Consider the following 14,720-nt stretch of genomic DNA (forward strand, 5'->3'; position numbering starts at 1 on the left):
CACCTCCCTTACACGGGGTCACCCCCTCCCCACCCCCCCCCGCACCCCCACCCCCCCGCGGAGTCGCCCCCCCACCCCCCCCCCCTGACCCCCCCCCCGGGCCGCGGCGCCGCGCGGCGCCGAGGCCCGGATCGCGGGTCAGCAGGACAGGTTGGCCCCGGCGGGCACGCCGAGAATGCCGACGAACTGCTGGTATCTGGTGACCCGGCTCTGCACCTGGGCCGGGTTGCCCCCGTTGCACTCGATCGAGCCGTTGATGCTGCGGATCGTCTGGCCGAACCCGGCTCCGGTGACCATCGCGTCGTGCGCGGTCATGGTGCCCGGTCCGTTCTGGGTCATCCAGTACCAGATACCGGTCTTCCAGGCCACCGCGGCGTCGGTCTGGACCAGCCACGGGTTGGTCAACAGCGGCAACTGGAGGGCGATCCCGGCGGCGTTGTAGTTGAAGTTCCAACTGAGCTGGATCGGCCCCCGCCCGTAGTAGGCGGCCTGCCCGGCGGGACAGCCGTAGGGCTGGCCGGGATCGCAGTAGTGCGGGTAGTTCGCCGTGTTCTGCTCGACGATGTGCACCAGGCCACCCGTCTCGTGGTAGACGTTCGCCAGGAACGCCGCGGCCTCCTGGCGTTGGACGGTGGCGTTGCCGGACCTGGCGAACGCCGGGTAGGCGCTGAGGGCGGCGACGAGCCCGGAGTACGTGTAGAAGGAGTTGCGACCCGGGAACATCTGGTTGAACTGCGCTTCGGTCACCACGAAGCCACCGGGGTTGGTGGGCGGCTGGCTGGTGGGTGGTTGGCCACCACAGGTGTACGGCTCCCAGTACCAGGTGCTGACGACCGGGTCGTACCCGGGATTGTCGTGCTCGGCCACGTAGTAGCGGCCATCGGTGTACCGCACGATCGCCCCGGTGGTGTACCAGGTCCCGGCGGCCCAGTTCGGGTAGGTGCAGCTTCCCGTGCTGGGTGGCGTGCTGCCTCCCCCACACGCGCCGAGGTCCTCCCAGACCCCTGTCGTACCCGGCGGCGCCTCGTTCTGGGTCCACCACTTCGCCCGGTAGTTGCGGCCGTTGTGCGAGACCTGCGCGTCTCCCCAGTAGACGGCCGAGGCCTGCCACGCTGCTGAGCAGGCCGCCGCCGACGCAGCGGTCGACGGGATGACCGCGACCAGTCCACCGGCGACGATCAGTGCCGCCAGTGCGACAAGCGCACGCAGTCGGACCATGTGATCACTCTCCATTCCTGGGACGCCCGGGGCCGAAGACCCGAGACAACCATCGATGGCAGTGACTGTAACACTTTCTGTTCACAAACTTTACTATTGCGGCGCCGGCAGGCCGCCTCTCGACGGGCCGCCGGTCGCCGATAGTTCCGACGCCTTTCCGGATGACGTCGCCATCATCCTCGGCAGCAGCGTCGATCAACTGCCCGCCGCGCCGATCGGCCGACCCGATGGGCTCGACATAGGACGACCAACGTCTGACTGGATAGTTTCGGATAGTTCCGGAAGTTGTTGACGCTCCGGAAATCCCGCTGCAATACTCCGATCCATCGAGGTCAATGCGGTTGACGTCGCGGCGTTCGGTTCGGCCTCCCACTCCTTCATACCTGCCCGGACCTGTGCTGCCCGCACCCTGGCGCACTCCGGGCCTCCGCAAAGGGGCACCAGATGACCAGGATCTCCCCCAGCACAGCCCTGCGATCGAGGCGGTTGCGCGCGGCGTTGGCCGCCCTCAGCACCGCCGCCGCCATGTGCGGCGTCGTTCTCGCCGCCACCTCGACCCCGTCGAGCGCCGCCGTCTGCAACGGCTACGTCGGCCTCACCTTCGACGACGGCCCGACCGGCAGCACCAGCACGCTGCTCAACGTGCTGCGCAACAACGGCGTACGGGCCACGATGTTCAACATCGGGCAGAACGTCCAGAACAACCGGTCCGCGGCGCAGGCGCAGGTGTCCGCCGGCATGTGGGTCGGCAACCACAGCTGGAACCACTCCCACATGACCTCGATGAGCCAGTCCCAGATGCAGTCCGACCTGTCCCAGACCAGCTCGGCGATCCAGTCGGCCACCGGCGTCCGACCGCAGTTGTTCCGGCCCCCGTACGGGGAGACCAACGGCACCCTCCAGTCGGTGGCCTCGTCACTCGGCATGCGCCAGGTGATTTGGGACGTGGACTCCCAGGACTGGAACGGCGCGAGCGTCAGCCAGATCGTGTCCAACGCCAGCCGCCTGCAGGCCGGTCAGGTCATCCTCATGCACGACGGCATCCAGAACACCCGCGACGCGATCCCCCAGATCATGGCCAACCTGACCAGCCGCAACCTCTGCCCCGGCATGATCTCACCGTCCACCGGCCGTGCCGTCGCCCCCGACGGCACGACCCCGCCGCCCAGCACCGGCACCCCGCCGCCGAGCACCGGAACCCCCTCCCCCGGCACCGGCAGCTGCACCGCGACGGCGACGACCACAAACGTCTGGGGCGACCGGTACAACACGTCGGTGACGGTCAGCGGCGCCAACACGTGGACCGTGGTGGTGGCCATCACCTCGCCGCAGCGCATCTCCACCATCTGGAACGGCAACGCCACGTGGGACAGCAGCGGCACCGTCATGACCATGCGGTCGAACGGCAGCGGCAACACCTTCGGCTTCACCACCATGACAAACGGCAACAGCAGCGCCCGTCCACAGATCCGCTCCTGCACCGCAAGCTGACCGATTCGGTGTCGGCGGACGCCCGGGGCTCTCCGGGCGTCCGCCGATTGTGTCGGTGGCGGTCGTTAGCGTGTGGGCACTGTCGCCGCGCCGGCCCGCTCAGGCCGGTCGCTGACCCCCGGAGGCCCTCATGTCCCAGGAGACGACCTACCTCGAACTGTCCGAAGTGGACGGTGCGCACAAGTTCTACGAGGTCATCGTCGACAACGCCACGCTGACCGTGCGCTACGGCCGGATCGGCGACCAGGGGCAGGTCAAGGCGAGCGCCTATCCGGACAACGCCCGGGCCCGGGCCGCCGCGGCGAAGAAGATCGGGGAGAAGGTCCGCAAGGGCTACGCGCCGGCGGTCCCCGGCGTCCGCCAGAAGCGCACCGTGTCGCGGCGGCAGATCGTCAGCACCCGCTCCACCGCCCACACCGCGCCGGTGCTCTGGCGCTACGACTCCGGGGCACCCGCCTTCGGCATCTTCGTGGACGGGCAGCACTGCATGGTCGGCAACGAACACGGCGTCATCACCACCCTCGACCACGACGCCCGGGTGCGCAGCCAGGTCCGCCTCCCCGACGGGGTGAAGTGCATCGTCGCCGACGACGCCTGGGTCTACGCCGGCTGCGACGACGGCAACGTCTACGACCTGTCCGGCAAGGTGCCCCGGGTGGCGTACACGATCGCCCCGGAGATCGACATCTACTGGCTGGACATCCACGACGGCGTCCTGGGCGTCTCCGACGCCGACGGCGGGATCACCGCCGTCGACCACGAGGACGAGTTCCTGTGGCGCAGGCCCGGGCGGGGACGGTCGGCGTGGATGGTGCGGTGCGACGACGACGCCATCTACCACGGTCACTCGCGGGGCGTGACCGGCTACGAGTGGCGTACCGGCCAGGAACTGTGGCACACCAGCACCGGTTCGGTGCTCTTCGGCTGGCAGGAGCGGGGCAGCGTGTTCGCCGGCACCAACACCCGCGAGGTGGTGCGGCTGTCCAAGGCCGGTCGACTCGACGGCACCTACCGGTGCGACGCCCCGGTGTTCTCCTGCGCCACGGCCGAGGACGGCCGGTACGTCTTCGCCGGTGACAGCCAGTCCTCGATCTACTGCTTCGACGCGGCCGGGACCCGGCTGTGGAAGCTCGGCACCGGCTGCGGCTCGGCGTATTCGATGCAGTACCACGACGACCGGCTCTACGTCGTCACCACCGGCGGCCACCTGGCCTGCGTCGACGCGAGCGAGCCGGCGATCCGGGCCGCCCAGGCCGGGGACGTGCCGCAGGTACGCGACGTCAAGGCTCCCCGCCAGGCGCCACTGCCGGTGCAGCCGACAATCGTCGAGGTGACAAGCGACTCGGCTGCGGGCGTGGTGGTGCAGTGCCTTGACGACCGGGGCCGCCTGCGGGTCCAGGTGCTGTCCGACGGCTATCGACACGACTGGTCCGTGCAGTTCCCCAAGGGGATTCGCGAGCCGGGCGCCCGCTATCTGGTGACCGAGGTGCGCGAGTCCAGCCGGGGTGGGTTCTACCGGGCGTTCGGCGACATCCGCCGCCTGCGCTGACCGGCGATCGCCACGGCTCCGGCGGCGTGTGCCGACCACCGATCGCCGCGCCTCCGGCCGCCTGCGCTGACCGGCGATCCGCCACGGCTCCGGCCGCCGGGCCGGGCGTCGACGGGACGCCACCCGGGTTCGCCGGTGTCGTAGGGTGCCGGCATGGCCCGACCCGTCCACGCCGACGGGGCCTGGTGGGCCGCCCCGCCCACGCGGCGGGTGAGTCACCTGCCGGCCGTCGACCCCGAGGTGCTGCGGGTGGCACTCGACCCGTTGCCGCCGGCGGCACCGGCGGTCGTGCACTACCGGCCCACTGTGGTGGGTCCGCTCGGCGACCTCGTGGACGACCTGCTCGATGGGCTGGACACCGCGGCCCTCGCCATGTTCCCCAGTTGGCTTACCGGCGCGGACAGTTTCGAGAGCGGGGGCACACTCGGCGTGGCGGCGGTACGCGCCCTCGCGGCCCGGGCAGCGGCCCGCTCCCGGCACTTCGGCCCGTTCCTCGCCGACCTCGCCGAGCGTGGGCTGCGCGGTCCGCGCCGGCCCGTCGGCCGGTCCCGCTTCGCCCCCGGGGTACGCGCCGCCGGGCTCGCCCGGGTGCTCGCCGAGGCGTACCACCGGGAGGGCTGCCTCCTCGTCATCGCCCTGCCCGACCTCGGCGCGGATGCGGAGCGGACGCTTGTGGCCGCCGCCGAGTGGCTGGTGCGCCACGGCGGCTTCACTGTGTGGCTGGCCGGCGGGCAGCTGCGCCACGCCGACCGGGTGCGGTCGGTGCCGGTGCTGGTGCCGGTGCGGTTCGCCGAGCTGGCCAGCTCGACCGATCAGCCGGCGGCCACGCCCGCGCAGCCGGGTCCGACGGTGCTGGCCTGGCCGCCGCTCGCTGGCGTTCCCCGTGGTGACAGCGCGGCCGAGCAGGCACTGGAACGCGCGCTCGCACCACACGACTGGGCGCGGGGCCGGCGGTGGAACCACACCTACGAGTGGCACGTGCTGGGTGTGGCGTACCGGCTGGATCTCTTTTGGCCCGCTGAGGGTCTTGCGGTCGAGGTGGACGGCCCGGAGCATCGTGGGCGAATCGCTTTCGCCAACGATCGGCGGAGGGACGTGCAGTTGCAACTCCTCGGGCTGGACGTGCTCCGCTTCACCAACGAGCAGGTGCTCACCGACGCGCCGGCGGTGGTCGACGGGATCCGTCGACTGCTGGCCCGGCGGCGCGCGGGCGGCACGTACCCCCACGGAGATGAGACACCATGACGAGCCCGGCGGACGTCCCGCACCTGACGCCGAACCAGATCAACGCCCTCGTGGTGCTGATGGTCGAGGCGCGCCGACTCACCAATGTCGAGCTGAAGGAGCTGGCCGGCTTCACGCTGACCGGCAAGGACAACAAGAAGCTCGTCGACCTGGGTCTGGTTGACACCGACAAGTCCCGCCGCACGTTCGCCCACGAGCTGACCGACGAGGGCTGGCGGGTGGCCCGTCGGCTGCACACGGCCGCGCCGCCGAAGCAGGGCGGGTCGACCACCCGGTCGCTGTTCGTCGTGTTGTCCAACCTGCACCGTTCGCTGGACCGGCTCCGGGTCAGCCACGGCGACTTCTTCAAGCAGACCGATGAGGCGGCACCGGCGACCAGCGAGTCACCGCACCAAGCACCTGCACCGGCACCGACGACGGCGGCGGCACCCGCATCGGTGCCGGCACCCGCGTCGGCGGCGGCGGTGGAGGCGCTGGTTCGGTCGGCGTACCGGGATCTGGCCACCGCGCCGGGCGCCTGGGTCGGCCTCGCCGACGTCCGGGACCGACTCGCCGACACCGACCGGGCCTCCCTGGACGCCGCGTTGCGGGCGATGGTCGGCCGGGAGGACGTCCGCATCATCCCGGTGGCGAACACCAAGTCCCTCACCGCACGGGACCGGGCCGCCGCCGTCCGCATCGGGAACGAGGACAACCACGCCCTGGCGATCGGCGCGGCATGATCTCGGACGACCAGCGGGCCGCCCTGGAAGCGGTGAGTCTCAACCCGGCGGTCACCCCGGACGACGTCTGGCGACCGAGCCCGCACAACGTGCCGGAGCTGCACGAGAAGGTGGCCGCGGAGATCCTGCGCGGGGTGGCGCGAGCCCGCACCGACGACACCAGCATGCCGCTCGGGGTGGCCATGCAGGGCCGCGCGGGCGCCGGCAAGACGCACCTGCTCGGGGCGGTGCGCGAACGGATCCAGCGCGACGGTGGCTACTTCTTCCTGGTCGACATGGTCAGCGGCAAGACCTTCTGGGAGAGCGTGGCGTTGGCCCTGGTGGAGGGGATGGGCCGCCCCCACGTTGGCTGGGGCACCCAGCTGAAGACCTTCCTGCGTCGGCTCACCCCGCAGCTCGGCCTGCCGGTGGAGGTCCGCGACGCGGTCGCCGGCGCCCGCCCGGTGACCCGCGCGCAGCTCGACACCTTCATCTGGGCGCTGCGCGAGCGCGACCGGGAGGTCGGGCGGGACGCCCAGGACACCGCCCGGGCGCTCGTCCTGCACGGGGCCATCGACTTCGAGGCACAGGACGTCGGTTACGCCCACCTGATCTCCGAACCGGGTGACTCGGCGGCGCGGGCGGCGTGGGGGTTGAGCGCCGCGATCCGCACCCCGCAGCAGGTCGTGCAGGACATCTCCCGGCTGATGGCCCTGACCCTGGACCCGACGGTCATCGCCGTGGACCAGCTCGACACGTTGTTCGCCCAGACCAGCACCTCGCTGCTCAACCATCATCAGGGGCTGGAGGACGCCCAGGCCAAGGTGCTCGGCCCGATCGCCGACGGCCTGCTCAAGCTCCGCGACATCACCCGCCGCACCCTGGTCGTCGTCTCCTGCCTACCGGACACCTGGGTGCTGATGACCCGCGCCGCGCCCACCCCGGTCGCCGACCGCTTCCGTACGTCGACCCTGCCGGACCGGATCCCCACCCCGGAGATCGGGCAGGCGATCGTGGCGAAGCGCCTCACCGCCGCGTTCGCGGGCATGTACTTCGGGCCACCACACCCCACCTGGCCGATCGCCCCCGCCGCCTTCGCCGACGCCCCCACCCTGACGCCCCGCGCCCTGCTGCGCCGGGTGGACCGCCACATCGCCTGGTGCCGGGACCGCGACGAGGTGGTCGAGCTGGACCGGCTCATCGACGGCACCGAATCGACGCCGACGGTGAGCGCCGTCCGCGCCGTTTCCGGTGACCCGACGACGGACGAGCGCCGCCTGCACGAGTTGGACGCACGGTTCGCCGAGCTGGTCGAGGCCGCTGACGTATCGGCCGCCGTCGACCCGGCGGGCGAGGACGAACACATGCCGCGCCTGCTCGCCGCCGGTCTGGCAGCCTGGATCGCCGAGCAGGCGCCGACCGGCGCCACCTACAAGTACGATCCGCCGCCCGGTCGCAAGCCCGCCTTGCACGGGCGGCTGATCGAGGTGCTCGACGAGGCCACCGAGAACGAGGCGCACTGGTGCTTCCGGGCCGTCGCGCACCCCAACGCCATCGCCGTCACCGCCCGGGTCAAGGCCGCCTGCACCCTCGCCGGGTTGGATCGGGACCTGCCCCAACGGCGGTTGATCCTGCTGCGCAACGGTCCGTGGCCGACCGGGAAGCGTACGACCGAGGTGTTGGCCGGCTTCGACGCGGCCGGCGGCCTGCGGTGCGGCGTGTCGGAGGCGGACCTACGGGTCTTCGCGGCGCTGCGGTCGTTGGCGACCGAGCCGTCCGCGGCCCTGCAGGAGTGGCTGGTGGCCCGTCGACCGGCCAGCGGCACCGAACTGTTCCGCGCGGTCCTGCCCGGGCCCGACGGGACGCGCGACGGCATCCCGCCGGCGACACCTGACGGCGACCCACCGTCGGGCGACCCGGAACCCGACCCGACGAGCGTGCCCGTCGCCGACGTGGCAGACGCGCCGTCGGCCGGCCCGGTAGCCGCTGACCCGGCCGACCTCGTGGTCGACGCCGGCGGTCCGGCCGTCGGGCTGGGGCGCACCGTCGACGGCGGCCACCCGTTCACGGTGCCCCTGGAGTCGCTGCGCCGCCACGCCGTGGTGTTCGCCGGCTCGGGTTCGGGCAAGACAGTGCTCATCCGCCGGCTGGTCGAGGAGTGCGCCCGCGTGGGTGTCTCCGCGATCGTGCTCGACCCCAACAACGACCTCGCCCGGCTCGGCGACGCGTGGCCCGAACCACCGAGCGGCTGGGGTCCCGGCGACGCCGAACGCGCCGCCGACTACCTCGCGCACACCGAGGTGGTGGTGTGGACGCCCCGGGTCACCGCCGGTCGACCGCTGAGCTTCCAGCCGCTGCCCGACTTCACCTCACTGCGGGACTGGCCCGACGAGTTCGACCAGGCCGTCCGCTCCGCCGTGGAGGCGCTCGCGCCACGGGCCGGCGTCGACCGGACGAGCCGGCTCGCCCAGCAGGGCAAGGCCGTCCTCACCGAGGCCCTGCAGGCGTACGCACGCAGCGGAATGGTGGGCCTGCCCGGCTTCACCGAGTTCCTCACCGACCTGCCCGAGGGGGTCAGCCGGCTGGCCCGCGCCGGGAAGCTCGCCGAGGAGTTGGCCGAGGCGCTCAAGGCGGCGATGGTCACCGATCCGCTCTTCGGTGGGGTCGGTGCGCCCGCCGACCCGGGGCTGCTGCTGACACCGTCGGCGGGGCGGCGGGCCCGGGTGTCGGTGATCAGCTTCGTCGGTCTCACCTCGGACCAGGAGCGGCAGAGTTTCGTCAACCAGTTGCAGATGGCGCTGTTCGCGTGGATCAAGCGGCACCCCGCTGGTGACCGACCGTTGGGTGGGCTGTTCGTGATGGACGAGGCGCAGACGCTCGCGCCGTCGACCGGCACCACCGCCTGCACCGCCAGTTCGATCGCGCTGGCCGCACAGGCGCGCAAGTACGGGCTCGGGCTGGTCTTCGCCACCCAGGCGCCCAAGGGTCTGCACAACCAGATCTCCGGCAACGCGACGACGCAGTTCTTCGGGTTGCTCAACGCGCCGGCGCAGATCGACGCGGCCCGACAGCTCGCCGAGACCAAGGGTGGGCGGCTGCCGGACATCGGCCTGCTCAACAGCGGTGAGTTCTACGCCGCCGGGGAGGGATTCTCGTTCGTCAAGGTCCGCACCCCGCTGTGCCTGACCCACCACCCCAAGGCGCCGTTGACTCCCGAGGAGGTCGTCGCCCGCGCCCGCCCGGCTGGGTAGCCTGGGGCCATGATCTTCATTACCGCGAAGTTCCGGGTCCTGGCCGAGCACGCCGACCGGTGGCCGCAGATCGCCGCCGAGTTCACCGAGGCCACCCGCGCGGAGCCGGGCTGCCTGTGGTTCGACTGGTCCCGCAGCGTGGACGACCCGACCGAGTACGTGCTGGTCGAGGCGTTCCGCGACGACCAGGCCGGTGCGGCCCACGTGCAGTCCGCCCATTTCCGCGCGGCGCAGGAGACCCTGCCGCCGCACCTGGCCGAGACGCCGCGGATCGTGAACGCCACGGTGCCGCAGGAGGACTGGTCGCTGCTCGGCGAGATGGCCGTCCCCGAGGGCCGCTGACCGCCGCCGGTCGGCGGTCCCGCCGCCCGCCGTCAGCGCAGCCGGCGGGCGGTGAAACGGGCCGGTGGGTCGGCGATCACGTCCTGCGCCGCGATCAGCTGGATCTCCCGGGTGCCCGCCGCGAGGGTCGCCTCCAGCACGGCGTAGACGGAGGCGATGGTGCGTTCCAGGGCTGTCGCGGGTGAGCCGGTCGTGCACAGGTGCGCGAGGTACAGCGCCGCGGTGACGTCGCCCCCACCGTTCGGGTTGATCGGCAGCAGCGGTGTGGTCACCGCCCAGGCGCCCTCGTCGGAGACCGCCACCACCTCCAGCGAGCCCGGCGGCAGATCGCCGTGCAGCACGCTTGTCACAAGCACGTGGCGGGGTCCGGTCGCGCGCACCACGTCGACCGCGTCGAGCACCTCGGCCAGCGAGTTCGTCGTACGGCCGGCGAGGAAGTCCAGCTCGAAGTGGTTCGGCGTGATGATGTCCGCGCGCGGCACCACGGTGTCCCGGAGGTACTCCGGAATTCCGGGCCGGACGAACATGCCCCGACCGGCGTCGCCCATCACCGGGTCGCAGCAGTACACAGCGGCCGGGTTGGCCGCCTTCACCGTCGCCACCGCGTCCAGGATCACCGCGCCCACGGCCGGGTCGCCCTGGTAGCCGGAGAGCACCGCGTCGGCGCTGCCGAGGACCCCACGGTCCCCGATGCCGGCGATCACGTCAGCCACGTCCGCCGCCGGTATCACCGGGCCACGCCAGGCGCCGTAACCGGTGTGGTTGGAGAAGTGCACGGTCAGCACCGGCCAGACCTCGTGGCCGAGGCGTTGCAGGGGAAAGGCCGCCGCGGAGTTGCCGACGTGTCCGTAGGCGACCGACGACTGGATGGACAGGATCTTCACCGGCCCATCATCGCCGCTGCGGCCGGCGCCGCAGGACGGCCCGCCGTTTCTGTCGGGTGGCCCACTCGCCGCCCACCCACCCGGGCGCACGGGCGGGCGGCCCGGACCGTGCCGTCCGGGCCGCCCGAGCGGGTGTACGGTCAGCCGCCGAGGCTGGCCGCTGCCGAGGCGATCGACGAGGCGAAGTAGCTCACCTGGGTGTAGACCCCTGGGTAGTTGGGTCGGGCGCAGCCGTTGCCCCAGCTGACGATGCCGACCTGGATCCAGGCGTTGTTGGCGTCGCGGCGGAACATCGGGCCACCCGAGTCACCCTGGCAGGTGTCCGTGCCGCCGCTGGCGTAGCCGGCGCAGATCTCCTGTGCGGGGATGAGGTCCCCGCCGTAGTTGGCGTTGCAGACGGAGTCGCTGACGAACGGCACCGTCGCCTTGAGCAGGTACCGCTGCTGGCCGCCGCCCTCACGCGCGGCGCCCCAGCCGGCGACGGTGAAGGTGCCGCTGTCGTACGCGGTGGTGGTGGTGATCGGCAGGGTGCTCAGCCCGGTGACGGGGCTGGCCAGCCGGATCAGCGCCCAGTCGCGGCCGGCGCCGTTGTAGCCGGGGGCACGGTAGACGTAGTTGGACCGGACGGTGATCCGGCTGGACGACTGGAGGTCGACCGTCCCGAGCGTCGCGGTGATGCTGGTGTTGGTGCCGGTGGAGCCCACGCAGTGCGCCGCGGTGAGCACCAGCCGGGGGCTGTACAGCGCCCCGCCGCAGCCCATCGAGAGCCGCACCATGAACGGGAACTCGCCCTGTGCGGCGCGGGTGCCGCCGACGACGTTCGGCGTCATGGGGTTGTCGGCCGCGGCGGCCGGCGCGGAGAGGGTGAGACCGGCCGCGGCCACCGCCGCCAGTGCGGCGGCCAGCAGGCCAGTGCGGGTACGCCAGCGAAGCATTGCATTCCTCCGTATCAGGAAGGCACGCCTCGTGAGCGCACCCCGATCGAGATAACGGTCATCGTATTGAACGACATGGATTAGATGGGTCATCCTCGCTGGGTCCTACCACCGGAGTTATGGCTCTCGCGCCGAGCGTCGCCCGCTCGTTCGCCGATCCGCCGGCGAGCAGGCGTTGACGGCAGGACCAGCAGGGCTCTATAACGTTGTACAAGCAATGATGTTCGTCGATTTCAAACATCCGTCGGTGACCACCCGATGCCCCCACCCACGCGCTTCGGGCCTGGCTGCACCGCCCGCGGCGACTCGTCCCTCGGAGCCGGCATGACACGTCAGGTCCCCATCCGCCCCGCCCTGCCGCTGCTGCTCATCCTCGCCCTGGTCGTCGGCGTGCTCGCCGCGCCAGCCCGGCCGGCGCACGCCGCACCGGCCAAGACGCCGCCACTGACCACCCCGTGGACCAGCCAGGCTCTGGTCGGCACACCCCTGCCCGAGTACCCGCGCCCCCAGATGACGCGACCGGACTGGCTCAACCTCAACGGCGAGTGGCAGCTACGCCAGTCGTCCACCGACGACGCCCCGCAGTTCGGCGCCAACCTGCCCGAGCGGGTAAACGTGCCCTTCCCGGTGGAGAGTGCGCTCTCCGGCATCCAGCGAGCCGCCAACGACAACCGCAACTACCTGTTCTACCGGCGCACCGTCACCGTCCCGGCCAACTGGTCGGGACGGCGGACCCTGCTGCACTTCGGCGCCGTCGACTGGCAGAGCACCGTCTGGGTCAACGGCGTCCGGGTCGGCGCGCACACCGGCGGCTACGACGCCTTCACCTTCGACGTGACACCCCAGCTGCGCGCCGGGCTGAACGAGATCGTCGTCAAGGTCTGGGATCCCACCGACACCCGGCAGAACGGCAGCCTGCCCGCCATCGGCAAGCAGACCAAGACGCCGGGCGGGATCTTCTACACCCCCAGCTCCGGCATCTGGCAGACGGTGTGGTTGGAGCCAGTCCCCGCCGCCTCGATCAGCAGGGTGGACGTCTCTCCGAACCTGAGCACCAACACCCTGCGGGTCCGGGTGTCCACCCGCGGCGACGTGGGCGGCCACCGCGTGCTCGCCGAGGCGCTTGACGGAACCACACTGGTCGGCTCGGCCACCGGCGGTTTCACCGAGTTCAGCGTTCCGGTCCCGAACGCCCGCCGCTGGTCGCCCGACGACCCGTTCCTCTACAACCTGCGAGTGTCCCTGCGCAACGCCGGGGGCGCCACGGTGGACCGGACGACGCACTACTTCGGCATGCGGGAGATCACCACCGGCCTGGTCGACGGTGTGTTGCGCCCCAAGCTCAACGGACAGTTCGTGTTCCAGGTCGGCACCCTCGACCAGGGCTTCTGGCCGGACGGGCTCTACACCGCGCCGACCGACGCCGCCCTCGCCTTCGACCTGCAGAAGCACAAGGACCTCGGCTTCAACATGGTGCGCAAGCACATCAAGGTCGAGCCGCAGCGCTGGTTCTACCACGCGGACCGCCTCGGCCTGCTGGTCTGGCAGGACATCCCGTCGCTCACCGCGCAGGACGTCAACCCCACCGACGCCCAACAGGCGCAGTTCGAGGCCGAGGCACGCGAGATCGTCGACGAGCACCGCAGCTCCCCCGCCGTGATCGCGTACACGCCGTACAACGAGGGCTGGGGCGAGCGGTCCCTCACCGACACCCGCCGGGTCGCGCAGAACATCAAGAACCAGGACCCGACGCGCCTGGTCAATCCGCACAGCGGCCACAACTGCTGCCAGTCCCTCGGCGACCCCGGCAACGGCGACATCGACGACTGGCATGTCTACCTCGGGCCGGACTCCCCCGTGCCGTCCAGCACCCGGATCGCCGTGCTCGGCGAGTTCGGCGGCCTGGGCCTGCACACCCCGGGCCACGAGTACAGCCCGAATGGCAGCTTCTTCGCCTACGAGTGGCAGACCAGCTCGAACGCGCTCACCGACCGGTACGTGGGGCTGGTGCAGGGCAGCCAGAACCTGATGCTCGGCAAGGGGCTCAGCGCCTCGATCTACACCGAGATCACCGACCTGGAGGGCGAGCTGAACGGCTTCCTCACGTACGACCGGCAGGTGACCAAGATGGATCAGGCGCGGGTCCGGGCCGCCAACACCGCCCTGATCAACGCCTCGAAGACCATCGGCAGTTCGGCTCCCGTCGCCCTACCGGTGAACAATCGACGGTCGTTGCAGGTGACGACACCCGGCTACACCAACCGGTTCCTGCGCCACCGGGACAGCCTGGCCTACACCGACGTGGTGGACGCCGCGAGCTCCAGCCTGCTCAAGGCCGACGCCACGTACACGATCCGGCCCGGGCTGGCCGACGCCGGTTGCTACTCGTTCGAGTCGGTCAACTTCCCGGGGCAGTACCTGCGGCACCAGAACTCCCGGGTGCGCAACTCGCCGGACGACGGCTCGGCGCTGCTGCGCGCCGACGCCACCTGGTGCGCGCGCGTCGGACTGACCGGCACCGGGGTGTCGCTGGAGTCGTACAACTTCCGGGGCAGGTACCTGCGGCACTACAACTCGGAGATCTGGCTCAGCAACGGCACCGGCGGCGACGCGTACAACACACCGGCATGGTGGGCCGCCGACAGCACCTGGGCGATCGCCGCCCCGTGGGCGCCCTGACCCCGGCCGTGGCCACCGGGTCGCGGTAGGACGTCGCGGGAGGCTCCGGCCTGGCTGAGCGCCTCCCGCGACGCGCGGGCCACCGGCACGGCGTACGGGCCGGCGGCCCGAGACCGGCGTCACCTGCCGTCCCGGAGGTCGTTTCTCCGGTCATGAGGGAGAGCGGCGAATCGGTTGCACCATCGGTAGTGGTCGGTTGTCCGCGCGGCAGCCGTCCCTGATCGTCTCGTTGCCGCCGATCCCGGACGGTCCGCCAACCGGCCCTGACCGGTGGCAAGGACCGAGCCGCAAGTTGCATTCGGCCAACCCCAACCATGCATTGCAACACGCAGATATTACCCGTCGGTAAATAGATGCCGGCCAATCTTGACTTGCGCAGCCAGTCAGCGCACCGTAAAGAGCCAGAGGCAGATGCGCGCCATTAT

At 71.3% G+C, this 14,720-nt stretch carries 10 protein-coding genes; 7 read left to right on the forward strand and 3 right to left on the reverse strand.

Features of this window, described 5'->3' with window-relative positions; all coding sequences use genetic code 11:
* Positions 1-138 precede the first annotated feature (138 nt).
* Entirely contained in the window at positions 139-1,218 is a 1,080-nt protein-coding gene (locus tag AB0B85_RS30225) for a glycoside hydrolase family 19 protein (RefSeq protein WP_357412608.1), read from the reverse strand.
* A 444-nt stretch (positions 1,219-1,662) separates the two neighbouring features.
* Between AB0B85_RS30225 and AB0B85_RS30230 the strand changes: the two genes are divergently transcribed.
* The 6 genes from AB0B85_RS30230 (at position 1,663) to AB0B85_RS30255 (ending at position 9,797) form a co-directional block, all read left to right on the forward strand.
* Positions 1,663-2,709 (forward strand): polysaccharide deacetylase family protein, encoded by a 1,047-nt coding sequence (locus AB0B85_RS30230; protein ID WP_357412610.1) that lies wholly within the window; start codon positions 1,663-1,665, stop codon positions 2,707-2,709.
* A gap of 130 nt (positions 2,710-2,839) precedes the next feature.
* Entirely contained in the window at positions 2,840-4,258 is a 1,419-nt protein-coding gene (locus AB0B85_RS30235) for a PQQ-binding-like beta-propeller repeat protein (protein ID WP_357412612.1), read from the forward strand.
* A 153-nt stretch (positions 4,259-4,411) separates the two neighbouring features.
* Positions 4,412-5,503, forward strand: coding sequence for a DUF559 domain-containing protein (locus tag AB0B85_RS30240; RefSeq protein WP_357412614.1), 1,092 nt, complete (start codon positions 4,412-4,414; stop codon positions 5,501-5,503).
* Positions 5,500-6,225 carry a hypothetical protein gene (locus tag AB0B85_RS30245; protein WP_357412616.1) on the forward strand — a complete coding sequence of 242 codons (726 nt, stop codon included), beginning with the start codon at positions 5,500-5,502 and terminating at the stop codon, positions 6,223-6,225. Before AB0B85_RS30240 ends, AB0B85_RS30245 begins: the two co-directional genes overlap by 4 nt.
* A complete protein-coding gene (locus AB0B85_RS30250; RefSeq protein ID WP_357412618.1) occupies positions 6,222-9,455 on the forward strand; it encodes a DUF87 domain-containing protein in 3,234 nt (1,077 codons plus the stop codon). Before AB0B85_RS30245 ends, AB0B85_RS30250 begins: the two co-directional genes overlap by 4 nt.
* A 9-nt stretch (positions 9,456-9,464) precedes the next feature.
* On the forward strand, positions 9,465-9,797 hold the full coding sequence (locus tag AB0B85_RS30255; protein WP_124853383.1) for a putative quinol monooxygenase: 333 nt from the start codon (positions 9,465-9,467) through the stop codon (positions 9,795-9,797).
* Positions 9,798-9,829: 32 nt separating this feature from the next.
* Here the strand turns inward: AB0B85_RS30255 and pdxY are convergent, their stop codons facing one another.
* Both pdxY and AB0B85_RS30265 read right to left on the reverse strand, forming a co-directional pair.
* Positions 9,830-10,681: a pyridoxal kinase PdxY gene (gene pdxY / locus AB0B85_RS30260; protein WP_357412620.1), complete on the reverse strand. Its 852-nt coding sequence runs from the start codon at positions 10,679-10,681 to the stop codon at positions 9,830-9,832.
* 140 nt (positions 10,682-10,821) lie between these two features.
* Positions 10,822-11,616, reverse strand: a complete 795-nt coding sequence (locus AB0B85_RS30265; protein ID WP_357412622.1) for a serine protease — start codon at positions 11,614-11,616, stop codon at positions 10,822-10,824.
* 324 nt (positions 11,617-11,940) lie between these two features.
* On the opposite strand from AB0B85_RS30265, the gene AB0B85_RS30270 reads away from it, so the two are divergent.
* Positions 11,941-14,295, forward strand: a complete 2,355-nt coding sequence (locus AB0B85_RS30270; RefSeq protein WP_357412624.1) for an AbfB domain-containing protein — start codon at positions 11,941-11,943, stop codon at positions 14,293-14,295.
* Positions 14,296-14,720 lie beyond the last annotated feature (425 nt).

This window comes from Micromonospora sp. NPDC049044 (genome assembly GCF_040649215.1).
In the GTDB taxonomy this organism is placed as follows: Bacteria; Actinomycetota; Actinomycetes; order Mycobacteriales; family Micromonosporaceae; genus Micromonospora.

Excerpts from the sequence above, each read along its gene's own strand:
- AB0B85_RS30250 (WP_357412618.1), top strand. The coding sequence starts at position 6,222 with ATGATCTCGGACGACCAGCGGGCCGCCCTGGAAGCGGTGAGTCTCAAC.
- AB0B85_RS30245 (WP_357412616.1), top strand. The coding sequence starts at position 5,500 with ATGACGAGCCCGGCGGACGTCCCGCACCTGACGCCGAACCAGATCAAC.
- AB0B85_RS30235 (WP_357412612.1), top strand. The coding sequence starts at position 2,840 with ATGTCCCAGGAGACGACCTACCTCGAACTGTCCGAAGTGGACGGTGCG.
- AB0B85_RS30265 (WP_357412622.1), bottom strand. The coding sequence starts at position 11,616 with ATGCTTCGCTGGCGTACCCGCACTGGCCTGCTGGCCGCCGCACTGGCG.
- AB0B85_RS30230 (WP_357412610.1), top strand. The coding sequence starts at position 1,663 with ATGACCAGGATCTCCCCCAGCACAGCCCTGCGATCGAGGCGGTTGCGC.
- AB0B85_RS30225 (WP_357412608.1), bottom strand. The coding sequence starts at position 1,218 with ATGGTCCGACTGCGTGCGCTTGTCGCACTGGCGGCACTGATCGTCGCC.
- AB0B85_RS30255 (WP_124853383.1), top strand. The coding sequence starts at position 9,465 with ATGATCTTCATTACCGCGAAGTTCCGGGTCCTGGCCGAGCACGCCGAC.
- AB0B85_RS30240 (WP_357412614.1), top strand. The coding sequence starts at position 4,412 with ATGGCCCGACCCGTCCACGCCGACGGGGCCTGGTGGGCCGCCCCGCCC.
- AB0B85_RS30270 (WP_357412624.1), top strand. The coding sequence starts at position 11,941 with ATGACACGTCAGGTCCCCATCCGCCCCGCCCTGCCGCTGCTGCTCATC.